The organism is Lentilactobacillus parabuchneri DSM 5707 = NBRC 107865 (assembly GCF_001435315.1).
Classification (GTDB): Bacteria; Bacillota; Bacilli; order Lactobacillales; family Lactobacillaceae; genus Lentilactobacillus; species Lentilactobacillus parabuchneri.
The window spans coordinates 22559-40446 of record NZ_AZGK01000016.1 but is presented as its reverse complement, the minus strand read 5'-3'; the positions used below and the strand labels follow the sequence as shown (position 1 = coordinate 40446).

General features: G+C 44.2%; 14 protein-coding genes. 3 read left to right on the top strand and 11 right to left on the bottom strand.

What is annotated here, in order from left to right:
* Positions 1–37: 37 nt before the first annotated feature.
* The 3 genes from FC51_RS10525 to FC51_RS10515 form a co-directional block, all read right to left on the bottom strand.
* Positions 38–1021, bottom strand: a complete 984-nt coding sequence (locus FC51_RS10525) for a choloylglycine hydrolase family protein (protein ID WP_057909693.1) — start codon at positions 1019–1021, stop codon at positions 38–40.
* Between the two features lie 141 nt (positions 1022–1162).
* The gene (locus FC51_RS10520; protein ID WP_171031879.1) at positions 1163–2494 is read right to left on the bottom strand and encodes a glutamate--cysteine ligase; all 1332 of its coding nucleotides are present in this window, start codon (positions 2492–2494) and stop codon (positions 1163–1165) included.
* Between the two features lie 245 nt (positions 2495–2739).
* On the bottom strand, positions 2740–4122 hold the full coding sequence (locus FC51_RS10515) for a glutamate--cysteine ligase (protein ID WP_057909694.1): 1383 nt from the start codon (positions 4120–4122) through the stop codon (positions 2740–2742).
* Between the two features lie 148 nt (positions 4123–4270).
* Here FC51_RS10515 and FC51_RS10510 point away from each other — a divergent pair, with 148 nt between their 5' ends.
* Positions 4271–5179 carry a DMT family transporter gene (locus FC51_RS10510; RefSeq protein ID WP_225904617.1) on the top strand — a complete coding sequence of 303 codons (909 nt, stop codon included), beginning with the start codon at positions 4271–4273 and terminating at the stop codon, positions 5177–5179.
* 97 nt (positions 5180–5276) lie between these two features.
* Here FC51_RS10510 and FC51_RS10505 read toward each other — a convergent pair whose 3' ends face one another.
* The 3 genes from FC51_RS10505 to FC51_RS10495 all read right to left on the bottom strand — a co-directional run bounded on the left by FC51_RS10505 (position 5277) and on the right by FC51_RS10495 (position 8511).
* On the bottom strand, positions 5277–5993 hold the full coding sequence (locus tag FC51_RS10505) for a gamma-glutamyl-gamma-aminobutyrate hydrolase family protein (protein ID WP_057909708.1): 717 nt from the start codon (positions 5991–5993) through the stop codon (positions 5277–5279).
* A gap of 16 nt (positions 5994–6009) precedes the next feature.
* A complete protein-coding gene (locus FC51_RS10500) occupies positions 6010–7635 on the bottom strand; it encodes a peptide ABC transporter substrate-binding protein (RefSeq protein ID WP_057911303.1) in 1626 nt (541 codons plus the stop codon).
* Positions 7636–8070: 435 nt separating this feature from the next.
* On the bottom strand, positions 8071–8511 hold the full coding sequence (locus FC51_RS10495) for a GNAT family N-acetyltransferase (protein ID WP_057909697.1): 441 nt from the start codon (positions 8509–8511) through the stop codon (positions 8071–8073).
* A 124-nt stretch (positions 8512–8635) separates the two neighbouring features.
* Here FC51_RS10495 and FC51_RS10490 point away from each other — a divergent pair, with 124 nt between their 5' ends.
* A complete protein-coding gene (locus FC51_RS10490; RefSeq protein WP_057909698.1) occupies positions 8636–9211 on the top strand; it encodes an LOG family protein in 576 nt (191 codons plus the stop codon).
* Positions 9212–9296: 85 nt separating this feature from the next.
* Here FC51_RS10490 and FC51_RS10485 read toward each other — a convergent pair whose 3' ends face one another.
* From FC51_RS10485 to FC51_RS10475, 3 genes are all read right to left on the bottom strand, one after another.
* Positions 9297–11849: a glycoside hydrolase family 30 protein gene (locus FC51_RS10485; protein ID WP_057909699.1), complete on the bottom strand. Its 2553-nt coding sequence runs from the start codon at positions 11847–11849 to the stop codon at positions 9297–9299.
* 119 nt (positions 11850–11968) lie between these two features.
* Positions 11969–13780: a beta-glucuronidase gene (gene uidA, locus FC51_RS10480; RefSeq protein ID WP_057909700.1), complete on the bottom strand. Its 1812-nt coding sequence runs from the start codon at positions 13778–13780 to the stop codon at positions 11969–11971.
* Positions 13781–14107: 327 nt separating this feature from the next.
* Positions 14108–15103 carry a LacI family DNA-binding transcriptional regulator gene (locus FC51_RS10475; RefSeq protein WP_057909709.1) on the bottom strand — a complete coding sequence of 332 codons (996 nt, stop codon included), beginning with the start codon at positions 15101–15103 and terminating at the stop codon, positions 14108–14110.
* Between the two features lie 345 nt (positions 15104–15448).
* On the opposite strand from FC51_RS10475, the gene FC51_RS10470 reads away from it, so the two are divergent.
* Positions 15449–16585: a GH25 family lysozyme gene (locus FC51_RS10470; protein WP_057909701.1), complete on the top strand. Its 1137-nt coding sequence runs from the start codon at positions 15449–15451 to the stop codon at positions 16583–16585.
* 239 nt (positions 16586–16824) lie between these two features.
* Here FC51_RS10470 and FC51_RS10465 read toward each other — a convergent pair whose 3' ends face one another.
* Positions 16825–17481, bottom strand: a complete 657-nt coding sequence (locus FC51_RS10465) for a TetR/AcrR family transcriptional regulator (protein WP_057909702.1) — start codon at positions 17479–17481, stop codon at positions 16825–16827.
* A gap of 130 nt (positions 17482–17611) precedes the next feature.
* Positions 17612–17884, bottom strand: coding sequence for a hypothetical protein (locus FC51_RS10460; RefSeq protein ID WP_057909703.1), 273 nt, complete (start codon positions 17882–17884; stop codon positions 17612–17614).
* Positions 17885–17888 lie beyond the last annotated feature (4 nt).

Below are 17888 nucleotides of genomic sequence, written 5' to 3'. Positions count from 1 at the left end.
TTTGTCGGCGGGACTTATGTCCCAGCCACCATTTTTATTACCCGAGTTCTTCATATTTTTGCTCATGTGTAATCGGAAACTCTGTCGGTCTTTCTTGATCCATCAACGCCTCAGTTAACGACACTTTGAAGATTGATTGATTGTCATAAGGCTGCATATAATAGGCTAAATGATGCATATCCATGTACCCACGGTATTGCGTGTAGTCTTCGCTGCCATCTTGTTTGATCTTGACACCTTTCGGGATTTCAACTGAGTTAAGAATGTGGCTTAACTCATTAACCGTCTGTTCGGTTGAAACTTCATCGGAATACTCCCGCATGAATACCGTTCTAATAAATCTTGACACCGATGTATAGTCACCCGGCATCCCCAGTGCACCACTTCCTGGTCCAAACGAGGTAATTTCGTATCCGTTATATGAACGAGCCGGATGCGGTGAGGGTTTCAATTCCGTGTAATTACTTAAATTCTTTAAATGCCACTGGAAATCCGGACTATTGGTCATCACGCCAACGGGGTTTTTCATGTACTTCATGCCGTCATGATCACTTTCCAAGACATAACATTCCCCTGATTTGTCCGAGATAATCCAATGAAGTGGGGTACTTTTCCCCAGTAGTTTAACGGGCGCATCGATAATATTTAACTGGTCGAGCCGTGCTTTAAGTTCCACACAGTCGCTGGCATTCCCTAATAACCAGTTCAGTACTTCATGAGGCGCAATATTAACCTTGTTTGCCTGCAGCGCTGTTGCGTATGACGCTTCTCCACTAAAATATAATGCTGCGGCACTCAATCCCTTTTCGTTAACGCCATCAACTAATATGTAATTTCCTAAATTTCTGCCAGCACCAACAAATCCATATTGGGTATCGTACCCACTCCCACCCGCATCGCTATTAAAGTGTTGCCTTCTGGGAATCACAACCGGTCGACCATCAAGTTCAAACGCGAAATCCATTGTTCGCGCCAAAAAGTTATCGCCTGTTTTTGATAAAAACGTGACACTTGTACACAAATTGACCACTCCTTTTCTGATTCATTATAGTTAAACAATGGATGCTAAACAAATTAATTTAACATTTTCCAGTCTTATGCTTGTTATGATATGCAAAAGGGCAAGGCAACATATTCAAGTTTTTGCCTTACCCTTTTTCAGTTATTTCAACCAAGACTTTATCCGAACCGGAATCCCGTTTTTCAATGTTTGCATGACCTCCTGTTGGTCAGCCGCCGTCAATGCTTCAAAGCCAATCGCCGGATTATGGGTCAAATCGTCCTGGTACCCCTTTGCAAATTTTAACAACTGGTCAAATTGTCGATGAGGGTCCTCTCCCAGCCAACTGACTAATCGCCCGCTTGGTGTCAGGGTTGGATTGTCAATCATTTCTCTCAGCTTGAAGCAAAGGTGCTGCGCGTTAAACGGAATCACAATTTGTGAACTGAATTGCTCAAGAACCTCGATAAACGCCACTGCTTCGTCGTGATATTGACTAACTGTCAGTGGATCTTCCAACGCAACCTGATCATTCTTCTTTTCGGCTCGGTGAATATCGTCGTCAGCTGGATCCAACTTGAACGGTCGTTCGTTGATAAAGTAAGCAAACATCAACCGAATCAAGTCAACCGCATTTTCTGAAACTCCCAATGGTTCGAAAGGATCGAGGTCATAGATTCGCAATTCAATGTAGGCCACTCCCTTCGTTAACAAGTCCCGGACATCATCATTTCGTTTCATGCGAACCGTGCCGTAATACTCACGTTGGGCAATCAGTTGTTGATCGTCAACCGCCTTTAAAATGCCGTCAACGTATGCCTGAACACTTTGGTAACTGGAAATAAAGCCGTTGCCAAAGCCAAAGTGTGAGTTGCGCAATGATCGAACCGGCCGTTTGGGTGCCTGAGTTTCAGGGGAGAAATAGTTTTCAAATGCCACAGGCGTCGCACCAAATAAGTACGTCAACAACCAGCGGTAACGCATAAATCCAATTGCGGCTTGAAGGTATAAGGCATCCGTTGCTTCCTTGCCAGTTACTTTCAAATCCTTCAACGCTTTCTTGGTCAAGCCAACGTTCACGTGAACCCCGGTTTCAGCCGTCCGCTCAATTTTACGAATTTTCGCAACTTGCTGGCGATATTCGTAGCTTTCCTTGTCGGTCTGGGCAATCACAATATCGGAGTGATCCGCCTTTAACTTCGGCGGCATACTATAAGGCCAGAGGTATTCGTTGCCGGACAGTTCACTTCGGAGGGCTTGATGGTAAACGCCTAAGTATTTCAGCCCTTTAATGGTCGTCTTCGTTGGTGGTGTAATTAATTCCGATTGGGTTTCTAAAAAATCATTCTTGATAAAATGATGTTGCCGTTCGTTCAATAACCCATGTGGATAAGCTTTGTGGCTCAGCTCCCCCTTGCCGTTAATCCGGTGGGTTTCAACTTCTAGTCCAATTGTTGAATTAATAAAGTCGGATACTTGTTTTGCTTGTTTCATCATAATCACCATCCTAATCAAAAAACGCCCCGCAAGAAAGAATCTTGTAGGACGTTTCACCGTGTTACCACCTATTTTCGCAGCTCGGTCGCCCAAAACTGCCTTAGTGTGTATGAATACACCGCGCGATAATGAGCGCATCAATGCTTCCATAGCTCAAGAGCTACCTTCCCCACTTTCACCATTCTGAGGTCTCTTAAAAGTCGCTAGACGGGTACTCTTCTCTCTCATTGCCTTTACATATACTAACCATTTTTGTAATTATCCGGTTTGCCCATCGCCCCAAACAACCGTTGACGAAGCTCGTTAGCTGTCATGTCCGGTTGTTCCTCAAAGCCGGTAAATGGATTTGGATTTTCATGGGCACGGTTCTGATAACGATTGGCCATCGCCAACCCGTAAGACATCAACGAACCGTCAACTTCGTGATCACAAAGTGTCGCGGCTGGCGTCAAATTAGGGTTGTCCAGCCGGTCCTGCATGGTGTCGAGGACTTCTTGATATTCGGGTCCCCATTGAATTGTTGCGCCAAACATTTGCAGCTGATCGAGAAATGTTTGAGCTTCGTGGTGATAGATGGTCTGTTGAGTGGGGCTTTCCATGGCGACAACTTCATTCATGGCACGACCCTGCTCCAACTTCAAGTTGATTTTATCATCGCTCACCAAGGTGTCACTCATCATGAAATAACTCAGGAGGATTCTAAAGAACCGAATTGCGGACGTTCGAACACCAAGTGCTGTAGTTGGATCCAAATCGAGCATTCGTAACTCAATGTAATCAGTTCCGTTTTTGACCATGTTAGTCAAATCACCGTGAACGGATTTCAAACGAACACTGGAGTGGTACTCGGCTTCGCTAAACAAGTGGCCTTCCTTAATGTTACTTTCAATATTTTTGACGTAGTCTGCTACACTGCGATAATTATGCGTCACATCAGAAGTGAGGCCGTAGTTTGAAGAACGGATACTACGAACTTCGTGCTGCGGTTGGTCATCTTCCGGTTTGAAGAAATTCTTCTCAGCAATTGGACTATTGCCAAACAAATACGTGATCAACCAACGGTAATAATCAAATCCCTGAGCAATTTTGATATAAATGTAATTTACAAAGTCAGCGTATGACTCGTACTGGTCTGAAAGTGCTTCCCAAACGGTTCTGAGGACGTCGTCGTTGATGCTGACGTTTAAATGAACGCCGACTGGGATCCCCTGGGTATCGCTTCGAGTTTTGATCCATCTTTCGTAATAGGCCTTTTGATCGGGATCCACATCCGCAATCGGAATTGTTCGTTTATCCTGCGGCAACACTGGTGGCATACTCAATGGCCACAGCAGTTCGTTGGGCTCCAAAGCGTTGCGCAGCGTATCGTTAAGTGCCATCAGATAGTGCATCGCATCCAGTGACTTTCGCGCAGTGGGAGTAATAATTTCACTTTGAATCTGGTAGACATCAGTTTTAATGAAATGGTTCTTCCGTTGATTTCCCAAAGCCTTTGGATAAGGTTCTTTCGTTAGTCGTCCCGCGGAATCAATTCGGATGGTTTCAACTTCAATTCCCATATTAAAATCACTTGCGTTGGCGACAATTTCATTATTAAAAATAATCTGACCAATTTTATCGAACATGGGCAAGCCCCCTATGTATATATTTTATCATTAAATATTAATGATACCTTAACGCAATTCACTTCTTTTTACAAAGGGTTATTCTAAAACATTTGGCTTTGTAATATAATTGTTTCATGACGTATTGGAGGATATCACTGTGCATAACATGAAGATAAGAGGATTAATACTCGCAATTTTGGGCCCATTACTTTGGGGAATCTCAGGAACCGTCGCGCAATTTCTGTTTGACGACGTTCACGTAAGTTCTAACTGGTTGGTATCAGTCCGGATGCTGATTTCAGGAATATTGCTGGTGGCATTTGGAATGTTGGAAAATGATAAAGGGTCAGTGGCCGTCTGGCATGACCGCCGAGATTCACTGGAACTCATCTTCTTTAGTTTTATCGGCATGGCCGCATCACAGTATACATATTTCATGGCAATTGAAGCTGGAAACGCCGCAACGGCGACGATTCTGCAATTCTTATCACCCGCGATTATCATTATCTATCTAGCCCTCCGAACGCAAACTTTTCCGCGGCGGATTGATGTTTTTTCGGTCCTGATGGCGTTAACCGGTACGATTCTACTCGTTACCCACGGCCGACTGACAGCACTGAGCATGCCCTTGGGTGGCTTTTTATGGGGACTGGGTGCTGCTGTCAGTGCCACATTATATACCCTGTTGCCAAGAAAGTTGCTGAAAAAGTATGGGGCAATTCCAATCGTCGGCTGGTCGATGCTCATTGGTGGGTTCTCGTTTAGTTTGTACTACCGAATTTGGGAACACATGCCCACATTTAGTTGGTTAACCTATGGTAGTGTCGCGTTTGTGGTTATCTTTGGGACGATGTTTGCCTATCTGTTCTATCTACAAAGTTTGCGATTTATCCAGCCAACTACAGCCAGTGTTTTGGGATCATTTGAGCCGCTTTCGGCAACCTTCCTTTCGATTGTATTTCTCGGGGTCAGCTTTGGTTTGCCGGAATCACTTGGCGCGGCATTGATCTTGGGGACCGTTGCTGTTCAAGCTTGGGCAGCTTACGCTTTAAATCCGTCGACCACAAAAGTCTAGCCAACTAGGCATCCGTTATAACAACCCAAAAAGCGAGAACCAACCCCGGCATTAACATGGATTGGTTCTCGCTTTTGTGTTGTCATATTCAATTTCTCTATTTTACCAGTTCTGCAAAATAGTCAAAAATCTTTTGGAATTCCGGATGAACGGCCCGCATCATTTCCGGGTGAAATTCAACGCCGATAATCTTTCCATTGGCGGATTCAATTCCTTCGACAACATGGTCATCACTTTGCGCAACCACCGTCAAATCCTTACCCGGCTGATGAATTCCTTGATGGTGAAATGAGTTAACCGCAAACCGCTCACCTAAGATCTGATTTAACCAGGAGCCCGAAGTCGTGGTCACGTGATGGGTCGGAATTTCCCATGACGTTGGATACTGGTTGTGCTTTTCAGTGGCCCCCGCCTGCTTATAAATATCTTGGTAGAGGTTGCCGCCGAGGGCAACGTTAATGACCTGCATCCCACGGCAAATCCCCAAAACCGGCTTTCCAGCTTCTTGGGCAGCCTTTACCAAGGCAATTTCAAATTGGTCGCGATATATATCAGTCTCAGCAACTTCTGCGAGAGGCTCTTCCCCATATAAAATCGGTGTGACGCCCTGACCTCCCGAAAGTAAAAGGCCGTCAACACTTTCAATATAGGCTTTTGCATCCTTGGGATCTCCCAGCGGTAATACAAATGGCAAAACATCTGCCTGACGCAATCCGGTAACGTAATCACGTTGAATATAGTCCACAAAATTTGTCCCAAAACGCTCAGTGGGATGAATTAAATGGTTGCTGGCAATTCCAATTTTACTTGTCATCTTAAAGTCTCCCTTGTTATTTCTTCCAACTTGCATATTCATACTTCTGGTAGCCAATCAACGGGTATTCCAACCCCTTAACATCTTTGGTTCTCAAGTGAACCGAAGCGTATTGGTAAAGTGGTGTCACACCCTGCAGATTGTTTAACAAAGAAGCTGCTTTTTGTTGGAGCTTAACCCGTTGTTCAGGGGTTTGGTTGGTCGTGTCATTAATCTGATCAATAATTTTTTGGTACTTAGGGTTGGTCCACTTGGTAAAGTTGATGACCCCGGCTTTACTTGCTAAGTTCAAGTAGTCAATCGGGTCAGGAAAATCAGTTGACCAGCCAAGCGTTCCAGCATCGAATTTGTGAGCACTGAAATCAGAAATTTCTTGCTGCAATGGAATTGAGCGAACCGTCAAATTAAAGTCAGGAGAAACTTTTTGTGCCTGAGCTTGAATATATTCAGCCACTGCTTTATAAGCGTCTGTATCGGCCGTCAACAACTGAACATTAATCTTTTTTTGACCAAGTTCTTGTTGCGCCAGCTTAAAGTAATAGCGGGCCTTGGTTAAATTATACGTGAGTTTGTTGGTGACGCCGGCATTGAAATCTTTACCGCTGGCATCTTTAACCTCGCCTTCAGGCACAACCGATTGAGCTGGCGTTGAGCCATCCTTTAACACATTTTTAGCCAACGACTTGCGATCAATGGCGTAACTAAGCGCCCTGCGCAGGTTTAAGTTACGAGTTGTCTTCCGATAATTGTTCCAAGGGATAAACGCCAGTTGCCCATATTTAGAAACAACCGTTTCGCTCTTGAACTGCTTCTTAGCGTCAGCCACCAAGCTCCCTGAAATCTGAGTTTCATCGATATCTTTGGCTTGGAATAATCGCAAACTAGTTTTCGGTGTCTTCACAACCTGAAAATGAATCTTTTTAAGATCAACTTTATCCGCGTTGTAGTAGTGCTTGTTCTTAACGAGTGTCCAGGTGTCCTTAGAAGAGTTCCAATTCTTAATCTCATAGGCCCCATCTGAAGCGGCATGTTCAGAATCTTGACCGTACTTGCTCCCCCACTTTGCCAAATCTTTTTGGTTAATCGGGAACAGCTGGGTTGCGATAACGTAATTGTAGTACGGCACTGGCCTGGAAAGCGTAATCTGCAGTTTGTATTTACTGAGTGCCTTAACCCCCAGCTTGGACGGTGACGCTTTTCCAGTGTTCACTTCCTGGTAATTCTTGATATCACTCAAATGGCCAGCTCGTTGTGACTTTGTCTTTGGCTCAACCTGCCGCCGAAACGACGCCACAAAATCCCCCGCTGTTACACGACTGCCGTCATTCCATTTCGCGTCATGGCGCAAATTGAAAGTGTACGTCTTGCCGTTATTCGTTGGTTTGACAATCTTGGTCGCCACTGAAGGCACGATTTTGCCTTGATTATTTTGCTTGTATAGCCCCTCAACCACTTGAGAAATCGCCAGGTAACTCCCCACATCAGTTGCCCGGTTTGGATCGACCGTAATGACATTGGTTTGAGCAGTCGTCTTAAAGGTTCGATTACTGTTGTCCTTGCTGGACGAACTTTTACCGCAGCCGCTCAAGACCAAAGCCCCCAATAAAGCAATACTCGACACGACCAAAAATCTTCTCTTCATATCCCATACCTCCCAAATTTTGCGAAAAAAAACCGGCTTGAGTTCACAAGTCGGTTCACTGCTAGTATCATATAGGGACGAATTCATCGCGGTACCACCCTACTTCAAAATGCTCTCAGGAACACTTTCTCAGCCAGTTATAAACTGTGGGCGATAATGGACCCGGCATGATAATCTCACAAATGCTTGATTACCGCGACTCACGGACCATATTCACCAGCTCCCCAGACTACCTTTCACCAATTGGCAGTTCTCTTTGCAGGGGCGGCTGACTACTCATCCGATCTTCGTCAAATACGTTAATACTAATTGTAACGGATATTTTCTGAGAGTCAACTCATTTTATCATGCCTTTTTAATCATGTTGATAATTACAGACTTATTTGGGCTGGCTTTTTTAACTTTTTCTCATAAAAGACGAGGCCCCAATTCACACTAAAGTGCCTTTGCCAAAATTCTCATTTTTCTGCCTAACTGATCGATAGCGGTGTCAATTTCTTGATAACCAAGTTTTTCATACAACCCAACGTGTTTGGTAACGATATAGGCTTTATGAAATCCAATCTCTCGGATTTGACTTTCGGCAAGTTTAACCAATTCTTGGCTTAAATGCTGGCCACGATAAGGTTCGCTGACGAAGACAAACCCAATAAACGGTGAAAATCCAGTTCCTTTGACGATGTCTTCTCGCACCACCGCACAGAATCCCGCCAGCTTGTCATCATCCATCATGACAATGACCCGTTCCCAGTCAGAAACCTTGCCACCGATCATTTCATTGGCCAAATATTTGCCAGCTGGCCAGGAAGCCTCCCCGATCAGCTTGGCAAAGTGTTCCCATAAGTCATCCGAATCGTCTAAAATATATTGTTTCATGCTGACCTCCCGACACTGATTTTGAGAATGAATAGTTTAATTATAATCCAATCAAATCATTTTCAAAAAAGATTTCCCAAAAAGCGGTAAAATAAACTCAAACGATTCCTGAGGAGGACTGAATATGAAACGAGTAGCAGTTTACTGTGGCGCGTCCACAGGGAACAATCCAGCGTACATAGAAGCCACCAAAAAGTTGGCATCCTGGCTTGTAAAACACGATTTGGAATTAATTTATGGTGGTGGCGGTGTTGGCTTGATGGGGGTACTTTCGGACCAGGTATTGGCTGAAGGTGGTAAGGTCCATGGGGTCACGACCAAGCAATTAGTTGCCAGAGGTGCAGAATCACCACGGTTAAAAGCCCTCTCCGACCTAACAATTACAGACAATATGTCAGCAAGAAAAGCAGAAATGATGAACATTTCAAATGGCTGCATCGCACTTCCAGGAGGCGTCGGGACTCTCGAAGAAATTAGCCAGGCATTTTCATGGGCCCGCTTAGGTGACAACCCTAGTCCCTGTGTCTTCTATAACGTAGACCATTATTATGATGACCTTGCGTCCATGTTCGACAAAATGGCCGATGACGGTTTCTTGTCAGTCGAAGATCGCAAAAAACTGTTATTTTCAGACTCGTTAGACGAAATCTACACGTTTATGACCACTTATGTCCCACCAAAGGTGCGAGGGTATAAATAATAGCCGAAAGAGGAGCCGAGCCAAAGTTAACACCTTCGGCCCGGCCCTTTCTCGCTTATTTAGATCGATTTTTAAAAAATTGTTATTAATTAATCCAATCAACTGCGTCCAAGGTATAACTGCCCCCGACGACACTAACGGTTGCGTGGTGCTTGCCGGCAGCTAATCCCAAAATAACGGCATTTTCTGCCCGATCGACACCAATCTGTGGTACTAAGTTCCAATCAATTACAACACCATCAACGGCGATTTTTAAAGCTGCCTTGGCGGCCTGTTGACCAATCAGTGAAAATCCAGTTCCGGTAAAATCGAAGTCAAAGGTTGGCACCTGACTATCATCGGCGGTTGCGGTTGACAACGTTCGATTCCATTTTGTATTGCCAAGTCCGCAAACGTGCTGCCAGTTTCCTTTATAAGTAATCGCAGCGTCCAAATCATCCAATCGTTTGGAAATTAAATGCCCACTTTGAGGTTTGGTAACTGTAATTTGACTGATTTGCGTCTGATAATAACCGCTCCCAAGCTTAACTCGGCCGCTGAAATGCGGATTATCGCTATCAGTATAATCAAAGACTTGTTTTTCATCGATTGACGCGGTTAATCGATTGCCAACCGCCACAAAGCTAATTTGGTGGGAGATCGTCAAATCCAATTCATCAACGTAGTTCAGCGAAACGATCCGATCATCTTTGATCAGTTGGCAACTGCCATCAATGTAAATCTTGAAGACATAAGGGGCACTTTCAAGGCGCCCTTTAACATCAGTCATTTCCCGCAAACCAATTCCAAAGTAGTTTCCGGTTGGCGAATTTTGTTGCGTCTGATCGTCAAACTTCATGGCAACCGCGACCTGATAGTCTGACCATTTGTCATCACCAATGGTTAAGTTGGGGGCAAACGAATACTCCCAGTCAAGCGCACGCTGCTTTTCAGTAATCATCTGCTGGACGACGTGGTTTCCGCCATCATCAACAACCTCGAAAGCACCGCCTTGATCAGCCGTAAATCTTGGTGTATTACCTCTTGAAGCCAAATAGTTACCTGGATAACCAGCATAGCTGAAGTCGTCTTCATATAAGACACCGTTTGCACCCTTGCTGCCTAGAGTGTGGTCGGCATAAGGACTTTCAAGCCGCTTGTAGGTCACCTCTGGATCATCTGCCAACTCCAAAGTTGTCGCAGTCACAATCGAATGTGGGTTGACCGTTATTTCTACTGTTCCATCGGTCAAAGGAAGTGATTCGCGCACCTGCTTCATCCGACTATCATAGGCATCCTGTTCATCCTTAGGACCAATACTTTCCCAAACCGTGAGTTTCTGGTTTGCGCTTGTTGCCAGATTTTTGACTTGAATCTGATAAGTTCGGGGTTGAGCACTATCATTATCAAAGATAACCGAAAAATTTTTCTTATCAGGAGACACCAGCGTCATGTAACTGGGCGCTTCTCGGTTTCGATCCAAGTTCTCAGTCCCGCCGACACTGCTATCACAAGCCCTCGTTAGGTAACGCCAAGCATCTTCATCGGCCCACCCAGCTTTGGCAAAGTCACTAAAGTGTTTCATGCATTGCAGCCCAACGTTATCGACTTCAAAGTAACCTGACCAGGGGCGGTTCGCATTAATCAGTTCTTTGTGGCTGTAGTTGACTCCGGTATAATAGGCGGAAACTGCGGGTTGGAAGATGTATAAACTGCGACGTGAATTCACATAGCTCTTAATCAGTCGGTTCGCAACATCCAAACCGCTCTGGACGCCTCCAATTCCATCGCCATTACTGGCTCGAACCCGATACTTCCCCATCGTCATTGGGGCAATACCCTCACTGTACCAAACCTCATGATGGTAATCATCTGCCAACTTGGTGAACGGCATATTTTCACCATCATCTGTATTATAGTGGTAACCAACAGCGGAAACCCGTTTGCGTAATTCCGAATCAGCAATCATCATGTCACCAAAGTCACGTTCATAATTTTCATCTGCAGCGATGAGCTTGATTTTATTGAACTGATCAATTGGAAATCCGGACGGAAAATCGTTACGGTCGTTGGCAATCCGATCCGCAAACCACTTAATCCATTTGACCATCGGGTGTTTGGTCTCGTTTCTGTCTGGATCGACGTAATCGATTAGATACCCGTACTCCTCATAAGCGGCAACAATCGTCTTCTTATACCACTGATACATAGGTTCAAACGCTGACTCGGCAACGTTATTATCCGGATCATCCGTTTTCACATTCACCCAGAGTGGGCGCAACCAGCCGGGTTCTCCCCAGCGTAACACGGCCGTCTTTAACGATGGCTGAAGCTTTTTTGCGTCCGCAATCAATTGGAAACCGACACCTCGTTTGACGTTTGCGGTCTCATCTTTCGACCGCATCGTTGCCGGCTCGGTTCCAGACGACGTATTTGCATCATCGCCCATCTCCACTTTTAGCATTCGCATCAGTGGGTGGCGGCCACCAAATAAAATCTGGAGGATTTGGTCATAGCTGTCGCGATGCTCTGCTTTATAATCCAATAGTAAGCGCGATGAATTATTACAACTCAAATAGCCAAAGCCCTTGAATGTATTCGCATCCCCAGCCTCTAAATCAAGTTGGCTGCCGTCAATCGTAAAACTAGTCTGATTCATATGATTTCTCCTTTGTTAGCTATTCTTGTGAAGGTTTCTACTAAACAACCCAAATATCCATTACCAGAATATTTGGGCCATTTAATCTGAAACCAAGTTCACTCTGGTCTCGTGTTCAACTATTTATCTGCTTTGTAGTCCAATGGAAGTGACGTCCAGCGTTTCTTTAAGAAAAATGCAGCGGCCTTTGGCTGACGATCACGGGTGAAGATTCCCTTCTTATTACCATTGACACGCATGTTGCCTTCAACAGTTTGGAAGTCGGCCAAGTTCCATGGCTGTTCACCACGAACAAAGTCATATGAATCAAATACACGATCAAACATATCCAACAACTCAATTTGATATTCTTCACTCCACATGATGGATGGCAATTTGTGTAAGCCAGGTTCAGTATCGGCACCATATTCGGAAAAGACGATTGGCTTATCAATATCCGAATTCTTCCACTCATCAAGTTCGGCACGCAATCCTGCTTCACCATCAGAAATTTCGTAACCCCACTTGTGATACCAGCCTGGATAACGGTTCAACAGGTAGAGATCAGGGAATTGCAAACATTTAGATGCTTCGAAGGTATCGTCTTCGTTCAGTGTAAATGTTCTTGGACGTTTTTCGGGATCCAATTCTTTTGAATCATTGAACAGCTTTGTGAAGTATGGAACTGCTGAATCAGTTGACGTATCCGGCTCATTACATAGGCTCCAAGCAAGGACACTTGGGTGATTCTTGTCGCGTTGAATCATATCCTTCACTTGGTCAATGTGCTTCTTGTATAATTCGTCAACCCAGTCACCATCAAAGAATGACTGATTCAAACCACCTAAGAAGCTGGCAGCCGCCATCTTAAACCCAACGGCTGGCACTTCGTCAATAATTAAGATACCTTCGCGATCAGCGAATTTATAAACTTGTTCATCATATGGATAGTGCGAACTTCTAAATGAGTTGGCGCCAATCCACTTCATCAAGTTCATATCCCGGCGCTCAACGTTCAAATCAAAAGCCCGCCCAGCGTAAATGCTATCTTCATGTCGACCAAAGCCACGAAGATAAACCGACTTATGGTTGACCAAGATCTGGTGACCCTTGACTTCAATGGTCCGTAAACCAATTTCATCGGAATATTCATCGACAGTTTGGCCATTCTCAACTAATTCAAATTTAATCGTATACAGATAGGCATCACGAACTTGCCAAAGAGTTGGGTTCTCAACAACTAAGTCCCCTGATTGGCCCTCACTGGTTGCGACAATCTGACCATCTTCATCAGCCAAACTCACCATGAAGTTGCTCCCCGCCGTCGCCTTGACGTCATAGTGGACCGTTGCTTGGTTTTCACTCACATCATGAGTCGTTGAATAATCGTAAATGTTTTCCTTAGGGATTGCCATTAAATGAACACTGCGGTTTAATCCGGAATAATTATAGAAATCAAAGAATGGCTTTGACATCTTCTTGCCGTTTTTCAATATGGCTGTATCGCCGGCAGGAAGCGCATCGCGGTGAAGCTCGTTATTCATTTTAAGGGTGACAATATTTTCTTCGCCTAACTTAATGGCTGTGGTAATATCGGCTGTAAATGGCAGAAAGCCACCTTCATGGGAACGGATCTCCTGACCATTAACATAAACGGTTGCCCGGTGCGTTGCTGCACCAAAGCGAAGTTCAATCATCTTATCCTTCATGTAGTCGGGCACGAAAAACTTCTTAGCGTACCAGAAATCACCGGTGTATTCACGGGAATCCTTATCGGTAAAGAAGTCATTGAAGCTGGCAGGCACTGGCATCTTGATTGGGTCACCAAATCCGGTCGTCCAGCCCTTTTTTTCACCTTCAGCAGATGGGTCAAACTTAAAATCCCATAAACCATCCAGCTTTTGATCCTGCCGAAATTTATTGGTAACCGGGTAAAGTAAACCTTTTTCCATAATATTATCCTCCTAAGCTAGTTAAACGCAGTTTCTAGTTGTTCATTTTCGCAAGCGCTTTCTTTTAATCTAACGGTTTAATTTTACTATATTATACAGTAGAGTCAATAGATTTTAGTAAAATATATTTTGCGGATTAATTCACCGCTTGAACCTATTTTACGGGTGTTTGTTTCGTTCCTCTTATTCAGAAACAACTATTTTTTAAAATTGATTAATATTAGTTTTAATTCTTATCTCTCGTTTTAGTAAAAATAATTCAGGGAAAATAAAAAGTCGACCACAGTGTGAAACGTCTTGGGCCGACTTTTTATGACTCTGTATTGACTATAAGCTGCTTTCCCGTTCAACAAGTTCGGTTGCAATAACCGTCAACTCTGGAACTTTCTTTGGATCCTTAATTCGATCCGTCAGCATTTCCAGTGCCCGCTCACCCATTAATTCAGTGTGAACATGAACCGTTGTTAATGCCGGACTGGTGTATTTAGCGATGGCAACATCGTTAAAGCTAATGAGGCTGACCCGGTCGGGCACCTTGATGTGATTTTGCTGGAGCGCACGCAACACCCCAACAGCCATCGAATCACTGCCAATGACAAATCCATGGGGCAGCTTGTCACCCAGCTGTTTGATGGCCGTATTCATTAAGTCGAAACCCGAATCCGGTCCAAATGGGCCTTGAAATACGAATGCGTCGTTAAGCAGTCCCTTTTCAGAAAGATACGCATCAAACGTTGAAACACGTGGATCACGCACCCCTTGTTTTTCAGTAACCGTGGTTTCTTTACCAGCGATCATCCCGATGTCCTTGATGCCCCGATCAATAAACCGATCGATAATTTTTCGAACAGGCGACTCAAAATCGCTTCGAATACTGTCGCAATCATAGGTCAAATAATTTTCACCGATAAATACCAGCGGAATGCCGTAAGACTTTAAGCTTTGAACTTCGGTTTTATCAAATTTACCAACCGCAATCATGCCACTGAGTGTCTTCACTCGATTTTTATCAACCGAATCAAAAGTCAGCTTTTCAACTCCGGCACCTACACTTGCGGCCTTGTTTTCAATTCCATATTGAATTTGAAGGTAGTACAAGTCGGTTAATTCTTCTTTGTCAGAATGCCATTGGATAATGCCAATCTTTTTGCCACCCTTGGGGACGTGACGATTGCGTTTTTTGTACTGTAACTTTTCAGCAACTTCAAGCACTCTTCTTCGTGTATCTTCCCCCACCGAAAGCGTGTCATCGAAGTTCAAAATCCGTGATACTGTCGATATCGAAACGCCAGCTTCTTTAGCGACATCTTTAATTGTTGTCATTTTATCACCCATATAAACATACCCCATAATTGAATTCAAACTTTACTAAATAATAAAACCTACATATGAATAATATCACATGTAGGCTGCTGATTAAATTTTCAGCTACTAAAACTTATACTTTATTTACTGAATTTTGCTCAAGGTTCTATAAAGTACGCTCCCCACGCAATGCCAAATAATATGACAACTATTACAATTGCCGCCGTATTGTTACTGGCAATTTACTGGAGTTTTTCACTTGATCGACGAAGGGACAAGAATAAGTAAATATGCTTCCGAAAGCCTCCCATTCATGTTAGTATCACAGTGATGTGTATATACATAGATGGGAGTGGATTGATTATGAGAAATCGCTTAAAAAAAGGAGCCGCAGTCCTTGGGCTGCTTGCTGGGGGAATCTTACTTGGTACATCCGTCACAGCTCACGCAACTTTGACACCTTCAAGTACCCAACCCGGCGCCAATATGGTAGATGTCTCCAGTTGGCAGGGCAACTTAACTGCAGCAGATTATCAAACATTAGCACAAAATGGCGTTAAAGCCGTTACGATTAAAGCCTCTGAGGGAACGGGATATACCAACCCGTACCTGTCACAACAAGTCCAGTACGCTCAACAGGCCGGGCTCAGCATTAACTTCTATCATTTTGTCCACTTTACAGACACGACATCAGCAACTCAGGAGGCACAGAACTTCATCAATGCCGTCCAGTCCGTTACAAGTTCCAAAGATGTCGTGATGGTCGCAGATTTTGAATCATCTGAATTGGGAAGCATCTCAAAAGCAAATAATGACGCCAACTTGGCGGCCTTTGATGCTGCACTGAACCAAGGCGGCTATAACAAGACTGACCTGTACACAATGGCCAGCTGGTTGGGCGTCAAAATCGATACCAACGCCTCAAATCAAGGTTGGATTGCCGACTATCCCGCAACCCCAACTGGCAATAAATACCCGTCCGCCAATGCTTGGCAGTGGGCCTCTGACTATCGTTTCCCAAATATCAATCAGAATTTGGACGTCAGCCAGTTGAACAATAGCTTCTATTTAAATTCAGGATCAGCGGCTGCATCGACAAATACGAACACAAATGCCAATTCATCAAGTGCGTCGAGTGCTTCAAGCGCCTCCAGCGCAACAACGCCGACTAAACCATCGAACTCAAATAACGATGGTGAAATTGTCAAAATTCCGGCACCGTCAGGCAAACAGTATTCAGCTGCACGTTCAGCATCCGTTAAGTTAGTATGGCGCAGCAATATGGGCGCTCATTACTGTACAACGACAAAGGGTGCCCGTTATTCAAAGCACCTGGGAACCCGGTATGGCTATAATGCGGAACTCCCAAATGTCACGTGGGTAACGGATGCACACGAAAAGTTATATAAGAAAAATACGGGCAAGTACGCAATCTATTACCACGTAAGGAGTACGGTAGGAAACCACGGCGGCTGGATTTGGAGAGGGTATTTAAAATAGAGTGTGACGAGACCCGGTTAGACTCGGAGCATTAATGTGACAACTAGTTTTGCCGCTGGGGTTGCGGCGAAGCTAGTTGTCGGATTAAGCGGACGAGTCTGGGCCGTCGCCAAGTAGGCTAGGCACTGCACTCCGTTTGCGGCCGTCGGAACACGTTTCATCCAAATAACATCAGAACACCACAAAAAGCGGATACAGACAACTTGTAATTGTCCATACCCGCTTTACTTTTCGCAAATTTAGCTCACTTCTTGAGGGCTCAAGCCATTCTCCATAAACCGAATCAGATTATTCAATTCAGCTTCTTTATCCCAATCCCGATCCGGGAAGAACACATAATGTTCAACGACGTATCCGGCAAAATTGGCTGACAGGAACCGAATGATCTGTTGATTTGGCCAATCAACCATCACGTGTTGCGCCTTCATTTGCGTGAGTTCATTGTTTAAATCGTCAATGAAATCTTGTGGAAATGCGCCAATGATGTCCTTTCGAACCGCTGAATCATACAATACTTCACTCAAAAATATTTTAACGACTAAAATATTATCCTCGATAAATTGAATTCTGTTAACTGTGATCGTTTTGATAAATTCATGTAACGATGGATAAGACGTCAGCAACGTCTTCCGGGAAAATTCGTGCAAAATATCGGGAAGCAGTGAATCTGTCAACGGCCTTAAGATTGCCTTGAGCAAACCATGTTTGTTGTTAAAATGTTTAAAAATGCTTCCTTCCGAAACAGTCGCTGCTTTGGCAATTTGCTGGGTACTGGTATTAGCATAACCATTTTTTGCAAATAATTTGATGGCAGCATTCAGCACTTTTAACTGCTTCTCGGTTAGATTGCGCGTCTCGGGTGACGTGGCGTATAAGCTCATTAAATTGTTTTGCATCAATCCACCTTCTTTATCCCAATTATAGTAGATGCAATAGGGTGCTTACAATAGAAAATGACCGGCGCAATCTTACAATAGCCGGTCATTTCCCTTTAACTTAATACCAATGCCTACTAACGATCTTCGACTAGTGTTGTACCGTCATGTTGTGATTCTTGCGGTAGCCAAAGTAGAACTGGGTGGCTGCCAGAAGAATATTGACGTAGTTCAAAACGTTGAACCAAGTTGAGATTGCTGCAACTGGGGTGCTGGCATAAAATACCCAGAAGCCAATGATCACTGCAGCAACGTTAATCCAGCCCAAGATTTTTTGTAGGTTCTGGTTGTCCAATTCAAACCACATCCAAATCGCATTGATTACAAACCAAATCGCCAAAATCCAGAATGTCCATGTAAACATATGA